At 69.2% G+C, this 23,608-nt stretch carries 25 protein-coding genes; 12 read left to right on the top strand and 13 right to left on the bottom strand.

All coding sequences use genetic code 11. The features are described 5' to 3' along the window. Nucleotides 1–43: 43 nt before the first annotated feature. The gene (locus ACZ6DL_RS10265; RefSeq protein ID WP_466050220.1) at nucleotides 44–1,333 is read right to left on the bottom strand and encodes an adenylosuccinate synthase; all 1,290 of its coding nucleotides are present in this window, start codon (nucleotides 1,331–1,333) and stop codon (nucleotides 44–46) included. 280 nt (nucleotides 1,334–1,613) lie between these two features. Between ACZ6DL_RS10265 and ACZ6DL_RS10260 the strand changes: the two genes are divergently transcribed. Both ACZ6DL_RS10260 and ACZ6DL_RS10255 read left to right on the top strand, forming a co-directional pair. Beyond that, complete coding sequence (locus tag ACZ6DL_RS10260) at nucleotides 1,614–2,273, top strand: hypothetical protein (RefSeq protein ID WP_393232384.1); 660 nt, start codon at nucleotides 1,614–1,616, stop codon at nucleotides 2,271–2,273. Then, nucleotides 2,270–3,052 carry a site-2 protease family protein gene (locus ACZ6DL_RS10255; protein WP_466050219.1) on the top strand — a complete coding sequence of 261 codons (783 nt, stop codon included), beginning with the start codon at nucleotides 2,270–2,272 and terminating at the stop codon, nucleotides 3,050–3,052. The genes ACZ6DL_RS10260 and ACZ6DL_RS10255 overlap by 4 nt, the downstream gene beginning before the upstream one ends. A gap of 321 nt (nucleotides 3,053–3,373) precedes the next feature. Here ACZ6DL_RS10255 and ACZ6DL_RS10250 read toward each other — a convergent pair whose 3' ends face one another. From ACZ6DL_RS10250 to ACZ6DL_RS10240, 3 genes are all read right to left on the bottom strand, one after another. Next, entirely contained in the window at nucleotides 3,374–4,510 is a 1,137-nt protein-coding gene (locus ACZ6DL_RS10250; RefSeq protein WP_466050218.1) for an FUSC family protein, read from the bottom strand. Nucleotides 4,511–4,582: 72 nt separating this feature from the next. Continuing rightward, the gene (locus tag ACZ6DL_RS10245) at nucleotides 4,583–5,026 is read right to left on the bottom strand and encodes a DUF3151 domain-containing protein (protein WP_466050217.1); all 444 of its coding nucleotides are present in this window, start codon (nucleotides 5,024–5,026) and stop codon (nucleotides 4,583–4,585) included. A gap of 159 nt (nucleotides 5,027–5,185) precedes the next feature. Next, on the bottom strand, nucleotides 5,186–5,758 hold the full coding sequence (locus tag ACZ6DL_RS10240; protein WP_466050216.1) for a hypothetical protein: 573 nt from the start codon (nucleotides 5,756–5,758) through the stop codon (nucleotides 5,186–5,188). Between the two features lie 1,135 nt (nucleotides 5,759–6,893). Between ACZ6DL_RS10240 and ACZ6DL_RS10235 the strand changes: the two genes are divergently transcribed. Both ACZ6DL_RS10235 and ACZ6DL_RS10230 read left to right on the top strand, forming a co-directional pair. Next, on the top strand, nucleotides 6,894–8,060 hold the full coding sequence (locus ACZ6DL_RS10235) for an Rv0361 family membrane protein (RefSeq protein WP_466050215.1): 1,167 nt from the start codon (nucleotides 6,894–6,896) through the stop codon (nucleotides 8,058–8,060). Between the two features lie 98 nt (nucleotides 8,061–8,158). Then, nucleotides 8,159–9,217 carry a fused (3R)-hydroxyacyl-ACP dehydratase subunits HadA/HadB gene (locus tag ACZ6DL_RS10230; protein ID WP_466050214.1) on the top strand — a complete coding sequence of 353 codons (1,059 nt, stop codon included), beginning with the start codon at nucleotides 8,159–8,161 and terminating at the stop codon, nucleotides 9,215–9,217. A gap of 6 nt (nucleotides 9,218–9,223) precedes the next feature. Here the strand turns inward: ACZ6DL_RS10230 and ACZ6DL_RS10225 are convergent, their stop codons facing one another. After that, nucleotides 9,224–10,690 (bottom strand): DUF4185 domain-containing protein, encoded by a 1,467-nt coding sequence (locus ACZ6DL_RS10225; RefSeq protein ID WP_466050213.1) that lies wholly within the window; start codon nucleotides 10,688–10,690, stop codon nucleotides 9,224–9,226. Nucleotides 10,691–10,973: 283 nt separating this feature from the next. Here ACZ6DL_RS10225 and ACZ6DL_RS10220 point away from each other — a divergent pair, with 283 nt between their 5' ends. Together ACZ6DL_RS10220 and ACZ6DL_RS10215 are read left to right on the top strand one after the other, a co-directional pair. Continuing rightward, the gene (locus tag ACZ6DL_RS10220) at nucleotides 10,974–11,342 is read left to right on the top strand and encodes an excalibur calcium-binding domain-containing protein (protein ID WP_396983034.1); all 369 of its coding nucleotides are present in this window, start codon (nucleotides 10,974–10,976) and stop codon (nucleotides 11,340–11,342) included. Between the two features lie 43 nt (nucleotides 11,343–11,385). Then, complete coding sequence (locus tag ACZ6DL_RS10215; RefSeq protein WP_466050212.1) at nucleotides 11,386–11,712, top strand: excalibur calcium-binding domain-containing protein; 327 nt, start codon at nucleotides 11,386–11,388, stop codon at nucleotides 11,710–11,712. Here the strand turns inward: ACZ6DL_RS10215 and ACZ6DL_RS10210 are convergent. Continuing rightward, nucleotides 11,709–12,827 carry a BTAD domain-containing putative transcriptional regulator gene (locus tag ACZ6DL_RS10210; RefSeq protein ID WP_466050211.1) on the bottom strand — a complete coding sequence of 373 codons (1,119 nt, stop codon included), beginning with the start codon at nucleotides 12,825–12,827 and terminating at the stop codon, nucleotides 11,709–11,711. The two genes, ACZ6DL_RS10215 and ACZ6DL_RS10210, sit on opposite strands and share 4 nt — an antisense overlap. A 31-nt stretch (nucleotides 12,828–12,858) precedes the next feature. After that, nucleotides 12,859–13,893, bottom strand: a complete 1,035-nt coding sequence (gene fbaA, locus ACZ6DL_RS10205) for a class II fructose-bisphosphate aldolase (RefSeq protein WP_357034904.1) — start codon at nucleotides 13,891–13,893, stop codon at nucleotides 12,859–12,861. Between the two features lie 199 nt (nucleotides 13,894–14,092). On the opposite strand from fbaA, the gene ACZ6DL_RS10200 reads away from it, so the two are divergent. Together ACZ6DL_RS10200 and ACZ6DL_RS10195 are read left to right on the top strand one after the other, a co-directional pair. Then, a complete protein-coding gene (locus ACZ6DL_RS10200; RefSeq protein WP_083864094.1) occupies nucleotides 14,093–14,845 on the top strand; it encodes a DedA family protein in 753 nt (250 codons plus the stop codon). Nucleotides 14,846–14,850: 5 nt separating this feature from the next. Then, complete coding sequence (locus tag ACZ6DL_RS10195) at nucleotides 14,851–15,549, top strand: DedA family protein (protein WP_357034907.1); 699 nt, start codon at nucleotides 14,851–14,853, stop codon at nucleotides 15,547–15,549. Between the two features lie 7 nt (nucleotides 15,550–15,556). On the opposite strand, the gene ACZ6DL_RS10190 is transcribed toward ACZ6DL_RS10195, so the two are convergent. The 3 genes from ACZ6DL_RS10190 to ACZ6DL_RS10180 all read right to left on the bottom strand — a co-directional run bounded on the left by ACZ6DL_RS10190 (nucleotide 15,557) and on the right by ACZ6DL_RS10180 (nucleotide 17,987). After that, nucleotides 15,557–16,642: a glycoside hydrolase family 76 protein gene (locus ACZ6DL_RS10190; protein WP_466050498.1), complete on the bottom strand. Its 1,086-nt coding sequence runs from the start codon at nucleotides 16,640–16,642 to the stop codon at nucleotides 15,557–15,559. Nucleotides 16,643–16,913: 271 nt separating this feature from the next. After that, nucleotides 16,914–17,600: a TrmH family RNA methyltransferase gene (locus ACZ6DL_RS10185; RefSeq protein ID WP_466050210.1), complete on the bottom strand. Its 687-nt coding sequence runs from the start codon at nucleotides 17,598–17,600 to the stop codon at nucleotides 16,914–16,916. Between the two features lie 54 nt (nucleotides 17,601–17,654). Beyond that, the gene (locus ACZ6DL_RS10180; protein WP_466050209.1) at nucleotides 17,655–17,987 is read right to left on the bottom strand and encodes a DUF4190 domain-containing protein; all 333 of its coding nucleotides are present in this window, start codon (nucleotides 17,985–17,987) and stop codon (nucleotides 17,655–17,657) included. Nucleotides 17,988–18,079: 92 nt separating this feature from the next. Between ACZ6DL_RS10180 and ACZ6DL_RS10175 the strand changes: the two genes are divergently transcribed. The 4 genes from ACZ6DL_RS10175 (at nucleotide 18,080) to ACZ6DL_RS10160 (ending at nucleotide 21,256) form a co-directional block, all read left to right on the top strand. Continuing rightward, nucleotides 18,080–19,444, top strand: a complete 1,365-nt coding sequence (locus ACZ6DL_RS10175) for a sensor histidine kinase (protein ID WP_466050208.1) — start codon at nucleotides 18,080–18,082, stop codon at nucleotides 19,442–19,444. Then, nucleotides 19,441–20,094, top strand: a complete 654-nt coding sequence (locus tag ACZ6DL_RS10170) for a LuxR C-terminal-related transcriptional regulator (RefSeq protein ID WP_466050207.1) — start codon at nucleotides 19,441–19,443, stop codon at nucleotides 20,092–20,094. Before ACZ6DL_RS10175 ends, ACZ6DL_RS10170 begins: the two co-directional genes overlap by 4 nt. 74 nt (nucleotides 20,095–20,168) lie before the next feature. Then, nucleotides 20,169–20,744 (top strand): Uma2 family endonuclease, encoded by a 576-nt coding sequence (locus ACZ6DL_RS10165; RefSeq protein ID WP_466050206.1) that lies wholly within the window; start codon nucleotides 20,169–20,171, stop codon nucleotides 20,742–20,744. Between the two features lie 65 nt (nucleotides 20,745–20,809). Continuing rightward, entirely contained in the window at nucleotides 20,810–21,256 is a 447-nt protein-coding gene (locus tag ACZ6DL_RS10160; protein WP_040870742.1) for a DUF3592 domain-containing protein, read from the top strand. Here the strand turns inward: ACZ6DL_RS10160 and ACZ6DL_RS10155 are convergent. From ACZ6DL_RS10155 to pyrE, 3 genes are read right to left on the bottom strand one after another with little or no spacing between them, the layout of a single operon-like run. Further along, nucleotides 21,240–21,947, bottom strand: coding sequence for a lysoplasmalogenase family protein (locus ACZ6DL_RS10155; protein ID WP_466050205.1), 708 nt, complete (start codon nucleotides 21,945–21,947; stop codon nucleotides 21,240–21,242). The two genes, ACZ6DL_RS10160 and ACZ6DL_RS10155, sit on opposite strands and share 17 nt — an antisense overlap. Nucleotides 21,948–21,949: 2 nt before the next feature. Further along, nucleotides 21,950–23,008: a beta-ketoacyl-ACP synthase 3 gene (locus tag ACZ6DL_RS10150; protein ID WP_466050204.1), complete on the bottom strand. Its 1,059-nt coding sequence runs from the start codon at nucleotides 23,006–23,008 to the stop codon at nucleotides 21,950–21,952. A gap of 50 nt (nucleotides 23,009–23,058) precedes the next feature. Beyond that, nucleotides 23,059–23,607, bottom strand: a complete 549-nt coding sequence (pyrE, locus tag ACZ6DL_RS10145) for an orotate phosphoribosyltransferase (protein WP_040870748.1) — start codon at nucleotides 23,605–23,607, stop codon at nucleotides 23,059–23,061. Between the last annotated feature and the right edge of the window lies 1 nt (nucleotide 23,608).

Raw genomic sequence — 23,608 nt, 5'->3', positions numbered from 1 at the left:
CCTCGCCGAATTTTCGCTGGACCACGCGGAATTCGAACAGGTTCTAGCCGAGCACGTCGTGCCGGACGATGGTTTGATCACGCCCGGGACCCACGCCGATGCAGGAAATCCTGGCGCCGGACAGCTCCTCCAAACGCAACACGTACGCCTGGGCGTTGGCGGGCAACTCCTCGAAGGTGCGCGCGTCGGAGATATCCTCCCACCAACCGGGCATTTGCTCGAAAATGGGCTTCGCGTGATGGAATTCGGTCTGCGTGGTCGGCATCTGCTCGACCCGCTCGCCGTCGACCTCGTAGGCGACGCAGATCGGCACCGTCTCCAGGCTGGATAGAACGTCCAGTTTGGTGAGGAAGTAGTCGGTGATCCCGTTGACCCGGGTGGCGTAGCGCGCGATCACGGCGTCGAACCAACCGCAGCGGCGGGCGCGTCCGGTGGTGACGCCGACCTCGCCGCCGGTCTTGGCCAGGTAGGCGCCGAACTCGTCGAACAGCTCGGTCGGGAACGGGCCGGAACCGACCCGGGTGGTGTAGCACTTCAGGATGCCGAGCACCGTGTTGATCTTGTTGGGGCCGATGCCCGCGCCGACCGCCGCGCCGCCCGAGGTCGGATTCGACGACGTGACGTACGGGTAGGTGCCGTGATCGACGTCCAGCAAGGTGCCCTGCGAGCCCTCCAGCAGCACCGTCTCACCGCGCTCGAGCGCCAGGTTCAGCTCGAGGCGCGTGTCGGCGATCCGGTGGGAGAAGCTCTCGGCCTGCGTGAGCACCTCGTCGACCACCTGCTGCGGGTCCAGCGCGCGGCGGTTGTAGATCTTGACCAGCACCTGATTCTTGAACTCCAGCGCCGCCTCGACCTTCTGGGTGAGGATCTTCTCGTCCAGCACGTCGGCGACGCGCACGCCGACGCGGGCGACCTTGTCCTGGTAGCACGGGCCGATACCGCGGCCGGTGGTGCCGATCTTCTTGTTGCCGAGGAAACGCTCGGTGACCTTATCGATGGCCACGTGATACGGCATGATCAGGTGCGCGTCGGCCGAGAGCAGCAGGCCGGAGGTGTCCACGCCGCGCTCTTCCAGCCCGGCCAGCTCGTCCAGCAACACGCCCGGGTCCACGACGACGCCGTTGCCGATGACATTTGTCACGCCGGGGGTCAGGATGCCGGAGGGGATGAGGTGCAGCGCGAAGTTGTCACCATTGGGCAACACCACGGTGTGACCGGCGTTGTTGCCACCTTGGTACCGGACCACCCAGTCCACCCGACCACCGAGCAGATCGGTTGCTTTGCCCTTCCCCTCGTCGCCCCACTGGGCGCCGATCAGGACGATTGCCGGCATGGTCGTGTCTCCTACGGTTCGACAGGCAACACTGGTGTGTTGCAGCTACCTGCCGTACTGAGGCGGTGGCCGGAAGGACAGTCTAGCCGACCCGTCCGCGGCGGCATCGAAGCGGATCTCGTCGTAGGCTCGACACCCGTGTGGTCACGGCCGGGCAGGGCTATGGTTGCACGGCACGCCGAGCGGAAGCGCGGCGCGCACGGGCGAGCCGCAGCTTGGTTCGGCCGCAATGCGAGGGGCCCGACGGTGTCGGCTCGAACCGAGGAGGGTGTACGGCAGCTTGAGTACCCATGTTCTCCGCTGCGACGGCGCCCCCGTACCCATCGCCCTCGCGGCGCTGCCGACCACCCAGACGGCCGCCGTCCCCGATCCCGCGGTGATCGATGAGCTGCTTCCCGTACTGGCCGCCGACAGCCTCCCGCGCCTGATCGTGCTGGGTGAGGACCCCGCGCTGGCCGCGGTGCTCACCCATCTGATGCGCACCGAGCGCTTGCACGTGGAGATCGGATACGTGCCGGTCGAGAAGACCTACGGTTCCCGCGCCTACCAGACCGGCACCGGCAACGCCGCCGCCAAACGCGCCATCGACGGCCGCGCGGCCGAGACGCCGCTGGTTCGCGACGACACCGGCAAGGTGCTCGTGGGCCGGGCGGTGATCGCGGGCATCGGCGGCGAGAAGCTGGAGGGCGAAGCCTATGTCGACGACACGCTGCTGTTCTCCGGACAGGTGACCGCCATGCTCGTCTCGCCGTGCCTCGAACCGCCCGGTGTGCGGGCCACCGTGCGCAAACGCTTCCGCAAGCGGCGCTGGGTGGAGGGGCGGGCCGCGCAGCTCGGCACGCCCGGCGCGATCGTGACCAGGGACGGCGTCCGCGCCGATCGCCCGGTGCCGCGCTCGACGTTCTACCGCCACCACGAATCCTGGCTGCTGGTGCGATGAACGCCCCGTTCCCGATCGGCCGCAGGTCGCGCGCGGTCCGGCCGAGCCCGGTGTTCCTGCTCGTGATCGCCATGACCGCGGTGGGCGGCGCGCTGGCCTGGGACGCCGCACTCGACTCGACCCGAGCCAAGGCCGGTGTCTTCGTCTTCGTGGTGTCCGGCTGGGTGGTATCGCTGTGCCTGCACGAGTTCGCGCACGCCTACACCGCTTGGCGCGCGGGCGACCGCGAGGCCGAGTTGCGCGGCTATCTGACGCTCAATCCGCTGAAGTACAGCCATCCCCTGCTGTCGATCGTGCTGCCGATCGTGTTCATCGCGCTCGGCGGGATCGGCTTGCCGGGCGGCGCGGTCTACGTGCACACGCACAATGTCGCGCCGCGCACGCAGCGGATCATCAGCGGCGCCGGGCCCGCCGTGAACGCGCTGTGCGCGGTGCTGCTCCTGGTGACCGTGCGGATCTGGGGCAGCTCCAGCAGCCATCCCGCGTTCTGGTTCGGCGTGAGTTTCCTTGCGTTCCTGCAGATAACGGCGGCGCTGCTGAACCTGATCCCGCTGCCCGGACTGGACGGCTACGGCATCGTCGAGCCGTCGCTGAGCTACCAGACCAGACGCTCGCTCGATCAGTTCAAGCCGTTCGGCATGCTGATCCTGTTCGCGCTTCTGTTCACCCCCGCCATCAACCAGGTGTTCTTCGACGCGGTGTACGGACTGTTCGAACTGTCCGGCGTCCCGTCTAATTGGTCGCGCTACGGCGGCTACCTGACGCGATTCTGGACCTGATCGCCGGCGCGCCCGCTCAGCGACGCCGGTGCGGCGCAGGGCCGCCCGGTCGGGTCGGCCGGACGGCCCCGCTTCTTCGCCCGCTTCCGATCCGCCCCGCCTCTCGGCCATCACACCCCTTGGCCGAGAGGTCCTTTCGTCCACGTGCGAAGCGGTCGACCGCGATACCCCTCGACTCGCGGTCACATCGCAAAGCTACTGCGGGACAACGCACGAAACGCGAGTAGCGGACTACTCGAAGATCGAACTTTCGCCGCGCCGCGCCGGACGCGGAGCACGGTGCCCGGCACTAATGTCCGAATACCGCTGAGTAGTACGGGTTCACACCTCGGGCCGCACGTAGGGATTCTTGACCGTCGGCGGCAGCAGGGCAATCGCCGAGATACGTTGCACGCCGCACACCTGCATCAGATCTACCAGCGTGGAACGCACCTGCGCGAAGACGACGTGCGCCGAAAGCCCCGCACCCGCTACCAGTTCCGGGCGCGCGCCCTTCGCGACCGAGCGCAGTACCCGGGCCGCTTCGGCGCGGTCGGGCTGCTCACCGGGGTCGGCCAGCATCATCCGGCGCACCACGTCGACGGCTTGGCCGAGGCGCTCCACCTCGTCGATCAATCCGGGATCGAGGATTTCGTCGTCGCGCACCAGGGTCAGCGAGCGCCGCAACAGAACTCGGGTGTTGCGGATGGCGTTGTCCAGTGGGTCCGCGGTGGCCCTGATGCGTTCGAGACGGTCACGGGAGTTCCAGTACAGCGGCGAGATCCGGCTGATCTCCCTGCCGCCTTCCAAGGTGGCACGCAAGGAGTCGATCTGCGGCTGCGTGGCGCGCATCGCGGACAGCGCGTGGTGCAGCTTCTCCGGATCCTGTTCCAGCAGTCCGTCGGCGCAGCTGCTGATCGATCTGCCCATTACGGCGAGGATGTCCGCGGCGAGCGTCCGCGCTCTGCGCACCGGGTGCAGCGGGATCGCCGCGACCACCAACACCCCGACCAGACCGCCCACCAAGGCATCGATCATGCGGGAGAGGCCGCCGCCCGCCGAGGGCGGGAGCAATGTCGCGACGAGCACGGCGGAACCGGCCGCCTGCACGGTGATGACCGAACCGCCGTCCAGGAACACCGCCGCGGCCATGGCGACCGCGACCACCAGCGCGATCTGCCACACGCCGGTGCCGACGCGGGAGATGAACAGATCGCCGATGCCGATGCCGACCGCGACGCCGACCACCAGTTCCACCGAGCGACGCAGCCGCGCGCCGAAGGAGATGCCCATCGACACCACGGCGGCGGTCGGCGCGAAGAACGGCAGCGCGTGACCGATCACGTGATGGGCGAGGAACCAGGCCAGCGCGGCGCCCACCGAACACTGGATGATCGGCAGCACCGATCGGCGCAGCCGCGACCAGGAGGTGCGCAGCCTCGCCACACTGTTCGCGCGGGCCACGCCGACCCGGGACATCGGGTCGAACGCACCCCTCGCCCGGCCGCCACCCCTGCTCGAATCGCTACGCGGTACTCCGATCACTACGACTCAGTCGAGGCCGAGCTCCGCGGCCGCCCGAGGGTCGCAGTCTTCCAGCAGATCGAGGCAGCGGGCGTACTCGTCGGTCTCGCCGATCAGCTTGGCGGCCCGGGCCAGCGCGCCGACGCTGCGCAGGAAGCCCCGATTGGGCTCGTGGCTCCACGGCACGGGACCGAAGCCCTTCCAGCCGTTGCGGCGCAGCAGGTCCAGGCCGCGGTGGTAGCCGGTGCGGGCGAACGCGTACGCGGCGACGATGTCGTGATTGATCGCCTCGTCCTCGGCTTCGCCACGGGTCAGCGCCGCCTCGGCGAGGTACGCCCAGGCGATCGAGGCGGCCGGGTGCTCGGCCGCGACCCGCACCGGATCGGCGTTGTCGAGCAGCGCGTCCTCGGCGTCGGGGATTTCGGGTAGCAGTACCGGTTGCGGTCCGAGCAGGTCACCGAACGAGGTCATGCGGTTCATTGTGCACGGCACGACGGTTTGCTCGACAGGCGGCTTCGCCCGCCGGGCGCAGGTCCGAGGACGAACCTCGGGCGGCTCGGCGTTCGTTCGGCTGGACGTGGGCTGATGCCGGACCTCGTCGGGCCGCGACCATTAGGCTGGCCGTCGAGTTCAAACAGTTCCGCTTTGACGAGGGGTGTGCGTGTCCGACCCGAACGACGAGAAGAATCCGGCGCGGGACAGCGCCGAACCGGCCGACGCCGCCGGAGCCGACGCACGCCCCGGTGCCGCCGCGGAACGTAACCCGGACGCATCGGCTGCGCCCACCGAGCGCATCGCCAAGGGACAGCGGCCGAATGCCTCGCCGTCGGGTACGGACCGATCCGCGTCCGGCGCGGACGCGGGCAACCGCGGTCCAGCCCCCAGCGGGCCGCGCGCCGGAGACCCCGGACAAGCACCTGCCAACCCGGGCAGCGGTCCGGCCTCGTCGAGGAACACCGACGCGACGACGAACACGGCGGGCGCGAAACCGGCGAACGGCCCCGCGGGCAGTCCGAACTCACCGGCCCCCGCATCGAACACGCCGGGTGGGAAACCGGCGAATGGTCCCACGGCTGGTGCTGACGCACCGTCCTCCGCCACGACTTCGAGCACCTCCGCAGCGGCGGGCGGCCCCGCGCGGGGCGCGGGCTCCACGCAGCAGCCCGGTCCGTCCGGCGGCGCGAAGCCCCCGGCACCGGACAACCGAACTGGTTCTGCCTCCCGACCTGCTCCCTCGAACTCCTCGGCAGCCGGATCAAACGCACCCGCGCCCGGTGGCACGAGCGCCAAGGGCGCGCCGTCCTCTGGCCTCGCCGCCGAGACGAACGCTCAGCCGCCGAATTCAGCGCCGAGGCCCGCGGGCAGCACACCCGGCGCGGCACCGGGCGGCACCGGTAAACCGAACGCACCCGCTTCCGCGACGTCCCCGGCGGGCCAACGACCGGCGCAAGCATCTGTCGCACCGTCCGCGGGCCAGCACACCCCGCCTGCCGCCGGCTCGACGACTTCCGGCGCACCCGGAACCAAGAGCACCGCACCTTCCGGACCGGCAGGTCCCGGCCGGGCTGATCCCCCAGCAGGCCAGCGCCCCGCGCAACCGCCTGTCCAGGGCAACCAGAACACACCGCCCGCTTCCAACACCCCCGGCACAGCACCATCCAGCCCATCGGGACCCGGCCGGGCGAACACCCCAGCGGGCCAACGCCCCGCGCAACCGCCTACCGCGCAATCCAGCGGCCAGAACGCGCCGTCCTCCGCCGGGTCGGCCACTTCGAACGCACCCGGCACCCCGGGCGCAGCACCTTCCGGCCCAGCAGGTCCCGGCCGCGCGAACACCCCTGCGGCGCAACGACCTTCACAACCGACCATCCAGGGCAACAAGAACACACCGCCCGCTTCCAACACCCCTGGCGCAGCGCCATCCGGCCCATCGGGACCGGGCCGGGCGAACACCCCAGCGGGCCAACGCCCCGCGCAACCGCCTACCGCGCAATCCAGCGGCCACAACGCGCCGTCCTCCGCCGGGTCGGCCACTTCGAACGCACCCGGCACCAAGGGCACAGCACCTTCCGGACCGGCGGGCCCCGGCCGGGCGAACGCCTCGGCGAAGGACGGGGGCGAACCTGCGCGCTCCGGCACGGGCGCGTCTGCCTCGGCCCCGGCGCAAGGCGCCGATGCGGAGACGGCCGCGATCGATCGGACGACCGCACCGAGGCAACCGAAGTCCGGTGGCGCGTCGAAGTCCGGTTCCGCACCGAACCAGTCGGCCGAAGCGCGCACCGTAGTGATCAAACGGGACCAGACGCCGTCCGGTCCGACGCGCGGTTCCGCGCCGGGCGTGGCTCCTGCCGGGGAGTCGGCTTCCAAAGACGCTGCGGCGCAATCGAAGCAGGGCACAGCGGCGCCCGAATCCGGACAGGCCGCCGCGGAGAAACCCGCCCGGGGGGCGTCGCCCGAGACCGCGGCGAGTGATTCCACCGGCCCCGAGGCGAAGACCGCCTCGATCCCGCAGGGCGCCGAAGGCGCGACCGTTGTGATGCGCAAACCGCAGCCTCCGGCCGGCCCGGCGACTCCCGCCACGCAGACGGCCGACGAGTCCACATCGGGTGATCAGAAGAACCCGCCCGGTTCGGATGACGTCACGATGGCGATGCCGGTGATCGGCGGGGACGACGCGAAAACCGTCGCGCTCCCCATCCAGCGCCCCGCCGACGGCGGCAGGCCGGGGACCGATCGTGTGGTCGCGTCACCGGCGGGGCCGGTCCCGATCACGAAGCCCCCGAGCACGCCGCGCCCGGCCTCCGGTCCGAAGCAGCCCGGCCCGCACGGCCCGTCCGCGCCGCCGCAGCACGGCCCGGGAGTGGAGGAGACGCGGCCGTCGCCGCAGCGCCCACAGGGCAGGCCGCGACAGGTGGCGACCGCCCCGTCACCCGCGGACGTCCAGCAGACCGTGCCCGCGCAGTCGATGACGGGCCCGCGCGCGCCGCACACCCGGCCCGTCGCGCCGCCGCAGCGGATCCCCCCGGCCGCGCAAGGCGCCGGGGCGTCCGCCACAGAGCCCGCCCGGAACAACCGCTTGCTGCTCATCGCGGGCGGGGCGGTCGTGCTGGTGGTCGCGCTCGTGGCGGTGATCGTGTCGCTCGTCACGATGTCCGGCGACGACTCCCCCGAGGCTCAGGTGCGCAGCGCGATCACCAGCTACACCGAGGCGCTGAAGACCGGCGACCTGGAGGCGCTCCGCTCCACGACGTGCGGTCCGCTGCACGACTTCTATCAGGGCATCCCTAGCGACCAGTTCGCCGGTGTGCACAAGCTATCGATGGAGCGGAAGAACATTCCGGTGGTGGACAGCATCGACGCCATCCGCATCACCGACGCCACCGCCATCGCGCAGGCCACGGTGTACACCGAAGCCGACCCGGCGAAGCGGTCCGCGCGCACCTTCGACCTGCAGCGCACCGACGACGGATGGAAGGTCTGCGACCCGCCCGGCAGCACCCAGTAACCACCCGGCGGCGTGATAGCCGCCACGCATCGATGCCGGTCGCGCACGTCACACACACCTGGTCAATGGTCCGGTTCAGCAGTAGCATGGCCCGGATCATGAGCAGGGAACAGACGATGGCGCGGCCGGATGTCGAGGCCGTTCCGGTGACGCCGACCGGACAGCGATTCCGGGTGCTGGACCATTACGAGGTCGGCCGGGAGAAGGTCAGGGAGTTCGCCCGCGGGGTCCAGAACCACCACGCGGCGCACCAGCGCGAAGCCGACGCACGGGCGCTCGGGTATCCCGGGATCATCGCGCCGCCGACCTTCGCGTCGGTGATCGGGATGACCGCGACCAGGGCGCTGCTCGACTCCGTGCTCACCCAGTACGACCTCTCCCAGTTCCTGCAGACCGACCAGGTCTTCGAGATCTACCGGCCGATCCTGGCCGGCGACCGGATACGCAGCGAGATCGTCATCGAGTCGATCCGCCGGTTCGGGGACAACGACTTCATCGTGGTGCGCTTCTCGCTGAGCAATCAGCACGGCGAGGTCGCCATCGTCGGCTCGACCACGATCGTCGCCCGCCGCGGGGCCGAGGTCGACGCCGCCCTGGACGACGTGGTCGAGAACATCATGATGCACGGGCGCCCGGTCGACTCCGGAGCGGATCTCGCCCACAACGACGTGCTGGTGCCGCTGGGCGTCGGCCCGCTGGTCGAGCCGGCCGAACACGAGCGCACGACCGTGCACACGCTGCCCGCGTTCGACGAACTCGCCCCCGGCGATCAGCTTCCCGAAGGCGCCTTCCGGCTCACCCGCGGTGACCTGGCGAACTACGCGGGCGTTTCGGGCGACGCCAACCCGATCCACTTCAGCGACCACGCCGCGCAGCTGGCCGGGCTGCCGACCGTGGTCGCGCACGGCATGCTGACCATGGGCTTGGCCGGTGGCTATCTCACCGCGTGGCTGGGCGATCCGACCGCCATCCAGAAGTTCAGCGTGCGGTTCTCCGGCTTCGTTCCGGTCGCCGCCGACGCGGCGAGCACGGTCGATTTCACCGGCCGGATCAAGTCGCTCGACCCGGCCGCGCGCACCGCGACCATCCTGCTCGGCGGCTCCTCCGAAGGGCGCAAGCTGTTCGGTCGCGCGGTGGCCGAGGTGCGGCTGCGCTAGCCCGGATCACTCGTTCACGACCGAGTGCATCAGGTAGACGTTGTAGTCACTCCAGGTCGAGATGGTGAAGTAGAGGTCCGATCCCGAGGACCACGGGTGGATGAACCCGCCGTACAGCTCCGGATAGGTCAGCGCCGAGACCGTCGGCGCGCTCTCCGACCACACGCCCTGCGGCGTGTCCGCCTCCCGGACGACGATGGCGGCCTTGGTCGTGTCCAGATAGCTCATCTGCCAGACGTCGCGGGCGTCGTCGTAGCGGACGGACAGCTCACCGACGGTGCCGTCCACGATCGGCGTGGCCGAGGCGAAACCGCCGACGGGCGTCCAGACGCCGTCCTGCCAATACTGGTAGGCGGTGGTGTTGAGCAGTTGGTCCTCAGGTACCCGGGCCAGGCCGACCGCGCCGAGGCGCGTGTTGGGCGTGCCGAACATGTAGACGTAACCGCCGTGCGGAACCATCGCGCTGACTTGGAAATTCGCCAGCCCGAAGATGTTGTCCCAGCGGGCGTGCGGATCCTTCGTCCAGGTCTCACCGTGATCGTCGGAGTAGGCGATGCCGCCGTAGTTCGTGAAGAACGTGCCGGGCAGGCTGTTCCAGGTCCGAATCGACATGTAGCTCAGGTACTGTCGCCCGCCGAGCGCGAAACCCGAGGTGGGAATGGTGGTGACCTCGACGTTGTCGAGTTTGCGGCTGGAGAGAACCTCGGCCGCGTGGCAGCGGTCGTCGGTGACCATCCGGTCGAAGGTCACCCCGTCGGCGAGGTCGCGGTCGGTGCTGAAGGCGAGCACGTTGCTGCGCCAATCCAGCCCCATGCCACCCGGCGGATGGAAGCCGCGTCCGACGGTGTCGCCGAACGCGGTCGCGATCTCGCCCGGTGCGCTCTCCCACATGATGCCGAGGTCGGTACCGTCCACCTGCCACCGCTTGTCGGTGCGGTTCACCGAATTCGCGCCGGTCAGCTTCGCCACCTCGCGAGCGGGGCCGACGCGAGGGGCGGGCCGGGCTGGTGACTGCGCCGCGGGTTCGACCGGCGGCCGCACCGGCGCGGGCCGCGGCGGCACCTGACCGGGGTCGGGACCGGGCCCGGGAATCGCGAAGTGGAACGGCTTCGGATTCAGCAGGATCTCCGGAATTCCCAGCTGTCCGGCGAGACTCGGCGGCGCACCGGGCAGATCGGTGAGGTCGGGGCAAGGATTGGCGCACGGATCGGGCGGAAGCTCCATCCGCGTTCGTATCGGCGCGGGGTCCGGCGCCTGCGGCGGGAGCACGGTGACCACCGGATAGGGAATCGGCACCTCCACCGTTTTCGGCACCAGCGGCTCGTGGGTCGCCGCCGGATCGGTCGCGCACGGCCCCACCCCCGCCGGGCCTCCGGCCGCATCCGGCGCCGCGGCGGCCGACCCATCGGCGTAGACGAGCAACCCCGCACCGACCACGATCGCACCGACGGCGGCCAGCATTCGCATCGCCATAGCAAACCCCTCGAAATCCATTGCGGACACGAACCTTGCGAAGACGAACCAGCGAACGACCCTACCCCGTTCGACTTTCGAAAACCGGCCGACCGACACGCCCATTTAAAAGGATGAAATTGCTTCATTTGCAAGGCGCGACGCCAGAACTTTGCTAGCGTCCACTCCGCGACGGCTCCTGTCGGGGAGAGCGGCCGTCCGGAGCACCGCTCCGGGTCATTGTTCGAACCTGTTGCCGCCGAGCGTGTTCCGCCGCGCCCGGCGCTGACCGAGAACGGATCACATGAAGAACACGCTCTTGCGCACCCTGCTCGGCATCGGCTCCGCCTGTCTGCTCACCACCGCCGCGCTCGCCATCGGCTCGCCCGTCGCGGCGGCCGATCCACTCACCGACCTGCTCTGCAGCTCAGGATCCGCACAATTCTGCGCACCGCCCGCGGCGCCGCCGCAAGCTACCCCGCCACCACCGAACAACCCGCCTCAACCGAACAACCCGCCGCACTCGAACCCACCCCCACAAGCGCCCCCGGGTGGCCCGTCCTACAAGAACTGCACCGAGGTTCGCAACGCGGGTAAGGCTCCGCTGTTGCGCGGACAGCCGGGTTACGCCCCGCACCTGGACCGGGACAACGACGGAATCGCCTGCGAGTGAATCGCACCGGCGCACCGGCCGAAGCGGGAGCAAGATGGAAGGCGTGACCGAGTCAGTTCTCCGCATCGCGCCCGCGATCGGGGCGGTACTGCTGGCGGCCGGAGCGAGTGTGCTCGTGCCGTCGGCGGCGTCCGCCGTCCCGCCTCCGGCCGTCGCGATCGCCGGACCGCACGACGACCATCCGATACCGCACAACCGGTCCGGGCCGAAGGGCGACAGCGAGCGCCCCGAGGAATCCGATGGGCGGTCGCCGAAGATCTACACCGATTGCGACCAAGTGCGCGCGGAGGGCGCCGGACCGCTCTACCGCGGGCAGCCCGGTTTCAACGCGCATCTGGACCGGGACGGCAACGGAATCGCCTGCGACTAGCGCAGCGCCTGGAAGGTGATGATCGTCCCGCCGATACGGATCTGGTCGCCGTCGGCGAGCAGCACTCCGCTGTCGATCGGATCCTCGTTGACGAAGACGCCGTTGGCCGAATGCAGGTCCTTGATGAGCAGACCGGCGCGGCTCGGCATGATGTGCGCGTGGTAGCGGCTGGCCCGCGGGTCCTCCAGCACCAAGTCGTTGTCGGTCATCCGGCCGATGCGCAGACCACCCTGGGCGATCGCCACCACGCGACCGTCCGGCATCCGCAGTTGGCCGCTGCGCACCGCGCGCGGCATCTCGGTGACCGTCTCGGTCATGGCCGCGGCCAGACGCTCGACCTGCCGGAGTTCGACCGTGCTGAGCGGCTCCTGCCGCAGGACGCGCTGCTCCAGATCGACCAGCGCCGGTCCCGGGTCGATGCCGAGTTCGTCGGCGAGCACGCCGCGCACCTTCCGGCACGCCTCCAGCGCGTCCGCCTGACGTCCGGACAGATACAGCGCGGTGATCAGCTGACCCCACAGCGGTTCGCGCAGCGGGTGCTCGTTGGTCATCGCGACCAGCTCGCCGATCACCGAGGACGCGCGCCCGCAGGCGATCTCGGCGTCGATCCGGGCCGAGGCGGCCAGCAGCCGCTCCTCGTCCATGGCGGTGGCGAAGCCGTCGGCGAACTGCAAACCGGCCAGATCGGCCAGCGCCCGGCCGCTCCACTCGCGCAGGGCGGAGCCGAACAACTGCGCCGCCCCGGCATGATCGCCCAGTTCCGCGGCGCGCGAGCCGGCCTCCCGCGCCGCCTCGAAACGTCCGAGATCGCAGGCGGTCTCGTCGATCTCCAGCCGATAGCCCGACGACTCGGTGCGCAGCACCGTCGCCGGGTCGACCCCGGAGTTCCGCAGCGCCTTGCGGATGTTCGAGACGAAGACCTGCAGGCTCGCGGCATAGGAGTCGGGTGGTTCCTCGTTCCACACCATATCGGCGAGCGCGGCCGAGGACACCGCGCGCCGCCGATTCACCGTGAGCGCGGCGAGCAGAGCTCGCGGTTTGGGCCCGCCGACGGCCACCGGTTCACCACCGACGAGCAGCCGCACGGGCCCGAGCACGCGCACATCCAGAATCATGTGCACCAAGCCCCTGACGGGTGAATCAGGGTCAGGCGCTGATCGAGCGTCCGGCGGAGTGCAGGTCGTTGCACGCCTCGACCACGCGGGCCGCCATCGACGCCTCGGCCTTCTTCAGGTAGCTGCGCGGGTCGTAGGCCTTCTTGTTGCCCACTTCGCCGTCGATCTTCAGCACGCCGTCGTAGTTGGCGAACATGTGCCCGGCCACCGGCCGCGTGAACGCGTACTGGGTGTCGGTGTCGACGTTCATCTTCACCACGCCGAAGCGCAGCGAGTCCTCGATCTCGGACTTCAGCGAGCCGGAACCGCCGTGGAAGACGAAGTCGAACGGCTGCGCGTCGGCGCCGAGGCCGAGCTTGGCCGCCGCGACGCGCTGGCCCTCGGCGAGCACCTCGGGCTTGAGCACGACGTTGCCCGGCTTGTACACGCCGTGCACGTTGCCGAAGGTGGCCGCGAGCAGGTATTTGCCGTTCTCGCCCGAGCCGAGGGCGTCGATGGTCTTCTCGAAGTCCTCCGGCGAGGTGTAGAGCTTCTCGTTGATCTCCGCCTCGACGCCGTCCTCTTCACCGCCGACGACACCGATCTCGACCTCGAGAATGATGTTCGCGGCGTGTGTGGCCTTCAGCAGTTCCTTGGCGATCTCGAGGTTCTCGTCGATCGGAATCGCGGAGCCGTCCCACATGTGCGACTGGAACAGCGGGTTCTTACCGGCGTTGACCCGCTCCTGGGAGATCGCCAGCAGCGGCCGGACGAAGGTGTCCAGCTTGTCCTTGGGACAGTGGTCGGTGTGCAGCGCGATGGTCACGTCGTACCTGGCCGCGACCACGTGCGCGAACTCGGCCAGCGCCACCGCGCCGGTGACCATGTCCTTCACACCCTGGCCGGAGCCGAATTCCGCGCCGCCGGTGGAGAACTGGATGATGCCGTCGCTGCCCGCGTCCGCGAAACCCTTGATGGCCGCGTTGACCGTCTCCGACGACGTGCAGTTGATGGCCGGGAAGGCGAAGGAATTGGCTTTGGCCCGACCGAGCATCTCGGCGTAGACCTCCGGAGTCGCGATGGGCACAGTAAGACCTCCGTGTTGTGCGGCAAAGACCTATTTTGTCAGTCCTTACCCTAAGGCAGCTGTGTTTCGCCTGGTATGCAGGGAGGGAGTGGACAGGTGACCCACCGGTAATTTCGCGCACCGCGCGAGCATTCTCAGGCGGAGCCGGTACTGTGGGGCCGGTAATTTGCGCTGGCAGCTTCCGACGCGGTGGCAAGCGATGCACGCCAGCCGTATCGGGACAGGAGGCCACGTGATTCTGCAGGCAGCGACAGAATCGGTGACGAGCAACCTCGCGCTTACCGAGTTGCTCGACCCGATGCACCTGCTCACGGAGACGTGGCTGAAGAACGCGGTGCTGCCGGCCATCCTGGTCATCGTCTTCATCGAGACCGGCTTGCTGTTCCCGATCCTGCCCGGCGATTCGCTGCTGTTCACCGGCGGCCTGCTGTCCGCGCAGCCGAATCCGCCGGTGTCGATCTGGGTTCTGGTACCCGCCGTCGTCCTGGTCGCTTTCGCGGGCGACCAGTGTGCCTACTGGATCGGACGAGCGATCGGGCCGGCGCTGTTCCAGAAAGAGGACACCCGGTTCTTCAAGAAGCATTACGTCACGGAGACCCACGAATTCTTCGAGAAGCACGGACCCAAGACGATCGTCCTGGCCCGGTTCGTGCCGATCGTGCGCACCTTCATGCCGGTCCTGGCCGGAGTCTCCAAAATGGACTATCGCAAGTACGTCGCGTTCGACATCGTCGGCGCGGTGCTGTGGGGCGGCGGCGTCACGGTGCTCGGCTACTTCCTGGGCAACGTCGCGTTCATCCGTGACCACGTCGAGGCGATCTTCCTGCTCATCGTCTTCGTGTCGATCCTGCCCGGCATCACCGCCGTGGTGAAGAAGATTCGCCGCGGTACACCCGTGTCCGAGGCGGTCGAGAGCGAGCTGACCGCTTCGACCAGCGAGCGCACCCGCTGAAGCCGGTGACGACGGACTCGTCGCCCCTAGCCGTGGGCAGTTTCGATCCGCTACTCTCCGCGGGCCCCGCGCTCGTCTGGGCAGTGGTGTTGACCTTCGTCTTCCTCGAGTGCGCGGTGATCCTCGGGCTGTTCCTGCCCGGTGACTCGATGCTCATCACCGCGGGCATCGTGATGGCATCGCACGCTTCGGGCGAGGCGCACGTATGGGCGCTGTCGCTGGGCGCGATGGTGGCGGCCATCGCGGGCAACCAGGTCGGCTACGTCATCGGGCATCGGACCGGACGGCATCTGGTCGCCCGCAAGAACGGCAGATACATCAACGTCCGCAATCTGCAGCGCGTCGCCGAACTGCTGCACCGGCACGGATTCGTCGCGGTGCTGATCGCCCGGTGGATCCCCTGGGTACGCACCCTGTGCCCCTCGGTCGCGGGCGCGGCGCGAATGGACCACCGCAAATTCACCGTGGCCAGCACCGTCGGGGCGATCGTCTGGGCGCCGGTGCTGTTGCTCATCGGCTACTACGCGGGCAACTTCCTGGGGCGGGTGCCGTGGCTGATGCCGATCGTGATCGGCACGCTGGTGGTGGGCTTGATCATCGGGACGGTGCTCGGCGTGCGGCACTACCGGCAGGAGATGTCCCAGCCCGCAGAGGACTTCGCGCTGGAGACGGCCCCGAGCGCGGTACTGGAATCCGAGAGCTGATCCGCGCTCACAGCCCCGCGGCGCCGACCTGGTATGCCGCCTCCATGAGCAGCCAGCCGGACAACTGCACCGACATGTCGCGTCCGGGCACCTTCGACGAGGTCACCGAGCCGCCTGCGGTGAAGTAACCGGCTCCCGCGCTGCCGCCGGGCAGTTGCGCGGGCTTGCTCCAGTCGTGCCCGAACAGTGGCTCGCCCTCCACTTGCAGCCGGTTCGCCCACGCCGCCTCGGCGGACGCGGTGACGATCGCGGCGGCCGCACGGCGGTCGGCGACCTGTTCGGAGTCCTCACCGGGCAACATCACCGCGACCAGCGCCAGGTATCGGGCCAGGATGCCGTTGAACAGTCCGCCGTCGCCCCCGCCGCCGCCGTTGACGACACCGTCGGTGGTCATGTGTTCCTCGACGGCCGCGAGCAGCCGGTGCACGCGTTCGATGTGCTTCGGATCGCCCGTCTGCACGGCCAGTTCGGTCTCCAAGCCGAGCGCAACGCCCTGGCAGTAGGTGAACACGGGGCGCTCGATCTCGCCGGAGGGCAGATGGATTCCGTCGAGGATCAAACCGGTCTCCGGATCGCGCAGCGTCGCGTCCAGCCAGTCGGCCATCTCCTGAGCGCGCTGGATGCGCCCGAGCCGTAACAGCGCGATCGCGGCGGGGCCGTTCGCGGGCGCGTTGAAATAGTCGGAACCGGTGCGCCAGGGCAGGCCGCCGCCGATCTGCGGCTGCCAGCCGTCGTGCAGTTGCTTCTCCAGCGCGGCCAGCGCGCTGCGCACGTCGGTGCCCTGGGTGCGCTCGGCGCGTTCCAGTGCGATGGCCAGCCATGCCATGTCGTCGTAGTACCGGTTGGTCCAGCCGGTGAGGTTGCGGATGCGATGCGAGCGCGCCAGAGCGGCGATCCGCCTGCGGCGCAGCGGAGTCGGCGCCCGGTTCGCGGCGTCGATCGCGCATTCGATCAGATGCGCCTGCCACCAGTAGTGCCACCCGCCGAAGACCCGCTCGCGCTTGGTGGCGGGCCAGCCGACCACGCCGAGTTCGGTGCCCGGCAGCGCCCACAGCGCGCGCAGGTGCCGCGAGATGATCGCCGATTCGGCCATGTCGGCCCGTTCGGACCACAGCGTCGCGGGCGCGACGGCCTCCCGGCCCGTCCGTGCCCGGACAGCCGGCGGACGCGGTACCGCGGAGCCCTTTTCGGCGTACTCCACGCGCGGCACCTCGATGTCGTCGCTCCGCGAGGTCATGGATCAATGGTGCCAGGCCCGAACGGATTTATGCGCCCGATTTGTTACGAAAGCGATGTGCAATCGTGCCGGTGCGCTCCGGGACCGGAAGATCTCCTGCTCACACGGCCGAACACGCGGAAGGCACTCACCAGGCGGTCGTCAGATCGGCGTGTTGCCGCACCCACGCGTGCATGGCGATCCCCGCGGCCACGCCGGCGTTGATGCTGCGGGTGGAACCGAACTGCGCGATCGACACCGTCATCACGGCGGCCTGCTTGGCGTGGTCGGTGACACCGGGCCCCTCTTGGCCGAACAGCAGCAGGCACTCGCGCGGCAGTGTGACCGTCTCCAGCGGGACCGAACCCGGCACGTTGTCCACGGCGACCACCGTCAGCCCGGCGCGCTCGCTGAACGCGAGCAACTCGCCGATGTCGGTGTGGTGCCGGATGTGCTGGTAGCGGTCGGTCACCATGGCGCCGCGCCGATTCCAGCGCCGCCTGCCGACGATGTGCACGGCCGCGGCGGCGAAGGCATTGGCCGTGCGGACCACCGTGCCGATGTTCGCGTCGTGCCCGAAGTTCTCGATCGCGACGTGGAACGGGTGCCTGCGGCGGTCGATGTCGGCGACGATGGCCTCCCGGCTCCAGTACCGGTAGGCGTCGACCACGTTGCGGCGGTCGCCCGCGGCCAGCAGCTCAGGGTCCAGGCGCGGATCGTCCGGCGGCGGCTCGGCGTGCTCGCTCGCCCACGGGCCGACGCCGTTCGGGTGCTCGCCCCACTCCGTCGGCCCTGGTAGGTCCTGCTCCGCCGCATCCGGCACCGGGTGACTCACCCCGACGATGCTAATTCCGGTCACCGCGCCCGCGACGGGTGGCCGGGCACCGGCTCAGTAACCGGATGAGCTGCCCGCGAACGCGCCGACCAGCCCGAGCACCAGCAACAACAGCAGGAACAGCAAGGTCAGGCACATCAGTGCGGTGGCGATGATGCCGCAGATGTATCCCGCGTTGACGTTCCCCCGTCCACCGATGGTGCCGCCGGAGGCGTCGATCTCGTTGAGCGCCCGCTTGCCCATCACCCAGGCGAAGGGTCCGATGAACTGGCACAGCACGAGGCTCAGAATGCCCAGGATCAGGATCGTGGTGGCTCTCGGATGGTCCGGGGGTCCGTAGGCCCCATAGGCTGGGTAGCCGTACGGCTGCTGCGGCGGATAGCTCATCAGCAGGATCGTAGTAGGTGTGGCGGGCTACACCACATCTTCGGCGGGCAGCTCCATCGAACCTCGAAAGCACCGCGACGACCATGGATTCCATGACCGAGACACACGCCGAACCGACCCTCGTGCTCGCCCCGCGAGCGCCAGAACCGGATGAGCATGTGCTGCGCACGGTGCTGCTCGCGCCGATGCGCGCCAGGTTCTGGAAGGAACTCGTCTACGTTCTCACCGTTTTCGTGATCGGCTGCCTGGCCGTCGCCTATCTGTTCCTCGGCTTCGGGGGCGGACTGTATCTCGCGATCACCGTCATCGGCCTGCCGGTGCTCGCGGTAGTGCTGCTGGGTGGACGGGTGTGGGGCCGGATCTACCGGGCGCTGGCCGAGGACCTGCTCGGCGTCGCCGTCGCGCCGCCTCCTCCGTTCGCGCCCGCGTCCGGACTGCTCGGATTCCTCAAGAGCGCCTTCACCGATCGGGCGAGCTGGCGCGCGGCGCTGTTCCTGCTCGCCCAAGCGGTGCTCGGCGTCGCGGTGGGATATCTGGTGCTGGTCACAGTGGCGATGACCATGTTCATCGCGCTGTCCCCGATCCCGTGGGCGCTGATCCACCCGACCAATGTCGACGAGAACGGCGTCGAATACCAGTCGATGGTCCAGTTCGGCGACTTCTACCTCGACAGCTGGCCGAAAGTGCTCGGTTTCGCGCTGATCGGCCTGCTCGGCTGCCTGGCGTTGCCCTGGCTGCTGCGCGGCGTCTGCTGGGTGCACGGGCTGCTGACCATCGCCCTGCTCAGCGCGACGGCGCGGGACCGAAGGGTTACCGAACTGCGGGAGAGCAGGTTGACCGCGGTCGAGGACTCCGCGGCGACGCTGCGCAGACTCGAACGCGACCTGCACGACGGCACCCAGGCCAGACTGGTCACCATCGCGATGGCGCTGGGCAGGGCCGAGGAACGCCTCGCCGAGGGCGGGGATCCCAGCGATCTCATCGCGGACGCGCGCGCCGGCTCCAAGGAGGCGTTGACCGAACTGCGCGAACTGGTGCGCGGAATCCACCCGCCCGCTTTGGAATTGGGGCTAAAACCGGCTTTGGAGACGCTGACGGCGCGCTGCTCGGTACCGGTGGAGCTGCGGGTGCATCTGCCCGGACGCCCGACTCCGGCCATCGAGGCGATCGCGTATTTCTCGGTCGCCGAGCTGCTGACGAACGTGGTGCGGCACGCTCGGGCCACCGGAGCGTGGGTCTCGGTACTGCCGGGCGAGGGACAGACCATCGTGGTGACGGTGCGCGACAACGGAATCGGCGGCGTGTCGACGCCGGTGGACGGCGCGCTCGGTGCGGGTAGCGGGTTGTCCGGCCTCGCGGCGCGGGCCCGCACCGTGGACGGGACGCTGAGCGTGCGGAGCCCGGCCGGTGGGCCGACCGTGGTGACGATCGTGCTGCCGCTGGCGGGGTCGCGATGAGCGACGGACTACGCGTCGTCATCGCGGAGGACAGCGCCATCCTGCGCGACGGGCTGGCCGGACTGCTCACCGAACGCGGCCACGAGGTGGTCGCCATGGTCGGCGACGCGACCGCCCTCGCCGACGTGGTCGGCACGCACGGTCCCGATGTCGCGGTGGTGGACGTGCGGATGCCCCCGAGCTACACCGACGAGGGGCTGCTCGCCGCCATCGAATTGCGCCGCAAATACCCGACGACCGGCGTCCTGGTGTTCTCCCAGTGGGTCGAGACCCGCTACGCCACCGAGTTGCTGGCCGGCGGCGCGAGCGGCGTCGGCTACCTGCTCAAGGACCGGGTCGCCGACGTACGGGACTTCGTGGACGCGCTGTACCGCGTGGCCACCGGCGGCACCGCGCTCGACCCGGAGGTGGTGAGCCAACTGATGGGCGCCTCGCGTCAACAGGATTCGCTGGCCCGCCTCACCCGGCGCGAACGCGAGGTGCTCGAGCTGATGGCCCAAGGCCTGTCCAACAACGCCATCGCCGCCGCCCTGACCGTCACCGAACGCGCGGTGGAAAAGCATATCGGCAACATCTTCATCAAGCTCGACCTACCGCCCTCCGAGACCCATCACCGCCGCGTGCTGGCGGTATTGCGACTCAAGGGCTGACGACGCTGTGTATTGCCGGCCTGCTGTGCCAGACTGGCCCCAACGCGGTATCCGTGTGGGGAGGGGAGGAAGCGATGACCGTCGACGTGAACTGGCCTGATCATCTGCTGACCCTGGCGGACTGGATCGCGCTGCCGGAGGACAGCAGCCGGAATTACGAGCTCGTCGAGGGGATTCTGGTCGTGTCACCGAAACCGGTGTCGCAACATCAGCGCGCTATTTTGCGGCTGGGGCCGCAGTTGGAACCGCAACTGCCCGGCATCTACGGCGTGCTGACCGACACTGAAGTGGTGATCGACGCGGGCACGCCGCCGACCATCCGAGTCCCGGACATTCTCGTGGTGCCCGAAGCTGGTATCGCGGCCAACCTGCCCCGCTATCGAGCGGCCGACGTGTTGCTCGCCGTCGAAATTCTTTCGCCCGGTTCACGACGTACCGACCGGGTGACGAAATTCTTCGAGTACGCCGACGCCGGTATCGAGCACTACTGGCTGATCGACCTCGACAAGCCCACAAGCCTTGCCGCTTACCACCTCATCGGCCGTGACTACGAACTCGTCGCCGAACAGTCCGGCACCGTGACGGTCGACGTTGCCGGGACCCCGATCACGATCGATCTTGCCGCGCTGACCAGCGGTCGCGCACCCTGATAGCCCTCCACCACCGGATGTACGGGGCCTATCCTGGAGGTCTGGCACTCGGGGTGGAGGCTGGTATGGATCACGAGCGGATATTGCGCACGGTGCTCGGGGTGACCGCCGGGTATCTGATCCTGCTGGCGCTGTGGCTGGGATGGGTGGTGCATCGGACGCCGCCGGGGACCGTGCCCTATCAGATCGTGGCGCTGGTCGGGCTGTTCGGCTCGTGCGTCGGGATCGGGATGATGCTGGCCGCGCGGCCGTCCAAGGCGGATCGCCAGTTGTGGCGGCACGGTTTGGAGGGCTGGGCGACCGTGGAGGGCGTGCATCCCTTGGAACGCACCGATCATCACACCGAACTCACCGAGCTGGATCTCGAACTGACCGTGCCGGGCTCGGAAAGTTACCGGGGCACTGTCGTTTTCGACGCCACCCCGGCGGACAAACCGCGGCTCGCGGTCGGCGAGATCCTGTCCATCCGCGTCGACCCGGCGAACCGTGATCGCATCATTCTGCTGCTGTGATCACCGGTTCGACGTGTGCTTTCGGATCGGCGAGCAGATACTGCGCGGCCGTATAGGTCGCCAGAATCACGCCTTCGGTCACCCGGCGGGCTCGCTGACCGCGGGCGAACAATCGCCGCAGCACGATGAGCCCATCGGAGACGGTGAACAGCAGTGCCCCGAGGCCGAGGCGGCTGCGCGGGTCGGCGCCGGGAACGTTCACGCCCGCAACGTTTTTCGCGGCGGGCGCGAGCGCCGGGTCGGATGCCAGCACGGCCGCGGCGCCCAGGGTGACGCCGTAGGCCGTCAGTGGTGTGGCCACCGAGGGCGCCTTCTTCCGCAGCAATCCGGCGGCGCCCAGCCACGCGGCCACCCGCGGCACGGCAACCCCGGCGGCGGGCCTTCCGCCCATCCGCCACCACAGGGTGGCGTATCCGGCCTGCATCACCGCGAACGACGACGCGCCCGCGATCAGCTTGCGGTCGTCATCCGGATCGATGAGCAGGATGTCGCCGATGGTCGCCGCCCCCAGCGCCCCGATCAGCATGGTGCGCTCGGTGGACGGCAGCTCTCTGCCCTCGGTCACCACATCGGCCGCGAGCAGCGGCATCAATAGCGGCTTCGCGATCCACTGCGCCTTCTCGCGCCCGCTGACGGCGCCGTAGACGGTGACCGCCGCCGCGACGAGATACCCGGCTCGGAACGGGCGCACGACTAGAAGCTCGGTTCGGCCGGCGCGGGCGGCAACGTGACGACCTGGCCCGCGTAGCTCAGACCGGCGCCGAAACCGAGCAGCAACGCCGTCTGCCCGCCCTTCGCCTTGCCGGTGACCAGCATCTCCTCGATCGCGAGCGGAATGGACGCGGCCGAGGTATTGCCGGTGTTCTCGATGTCGTTGGCCATCGGGATCTCGTCGGCCAGTCCGAGGTTCTTCTTCATCAGCTCGTTGATCCGGGCGTTGGCCTGATGCGGGACGAAGACCTCGATGTCCTCCTTGGCCACGCCGGAGATCTCGAGCGCGGTGGACAGAGCACGCGGCAGGGTGACCGCCGCCCAGCGGAAGACCCGCGGTCCCTCCATCCGCAGCGACATCCGGCCGACCGGATCGACGGCCGGGTCCATACCCTGCATGGCCTGGGCGCGGTGCATGTACTCCAGGAAGTCGATGTCCTGCATGATCGCGGCCGCGTTCTCGCCGTCGCTGCCCCAGACAGTGGGCGAGATGCCGTTCTCGTCGCTCGGACCGACCACCACCGCGCCCGCGCCGTCCCCGAAGATCATCGCGGTGCCGCGGTCGGTGGGGTCGAGCCCGACGGTCATCGTCTCGGCGCCGATGAGCAGCACGTACTCGGCGGAGCCGGACCGGATCATGTCGGCGGCCACACCGAGGCCGTAGCCGAAGCCGCCGCAGCCGGAGGTCAGGTCGAAGGCGGCGACACCGTTCATCCCGATGTCGTAGGCCACCTGCGGCGCGCCGTGCGGAGTCAGGGTCAGCCAGCTGGAGGTGGCCAGGATCACGGCGCCGATCTTCGACCGATCGACGCCGCTGTTGACGATCGCGCGCTCGCCCGCCGCCGCGGCGATCGACCGGAGCGTCTCCTCGCCGCTGATCCAGCGCCGGTTGCGGACACCGGTGCGCTCATAGATCCACTCGGCGGTGGAGTCCAGGACCTCGCAGACTTCGGCGTTGCTGACCAGGCGCTTGGGTCGGTAAGCGCCGATTCCGAGCATCGCAACGTTTTCGCGACTCTTGTTGACTGCAATGCTCACCACTGGGGACTCACACGACCCTTCACCTTCGAAGACTTAGACCATCGTCCAGGCTATCCCAGGGCGAGATCCTTGAGGCCGAGGATCGACCGGTACTCCAGTCCTTCCGCGGCGATCACCTGGTCAGCGCCGGTTTCCCGGTCGACGACGGTGGCGACTCCGACCACGGTAGCGCCCGCCGCGCGTAGCGCCCGCACCGCGGTCAGCGGCGAATTGCCGGTCGTGGTGGTGTCCTCGACGACCAGCACCCGCTTGCCCACGATGTCCGGGCCTTCGATCTGCCGCTGCATGCCGTGCGACTTCGCCGCCTTGCGCACCACGAACGCATCGATCGGGCGACCGGGCGCGTGCATCACGGCCAGCGCCACCGGGTCCGCGCCCATGGTGAGGCCGCCGACGGCGTCGAAATCCCAGTCCGCGACGAGCTCGCGTAGCAGCTTGCCGATCAGCGGGCCCGCGCCGTGGTGCAGGGTCGCGCGGCGCAGGTCGACGTAGTAGTCGGCCTCCTTGCCGGAGGACAAGGTCACCCGGCCGTGCACCACGGCGAGTTCGCGTACCAGCGCGGCCAACCTGTCCCTGTCGTTGGTAATCACGTCGATCATC

The organism is Nocardia sp. NPDC041819, assembly GCF_055590505.1.
This window is presented reverse-complemented; position numbering and strand designations above follow the sequence as displayed.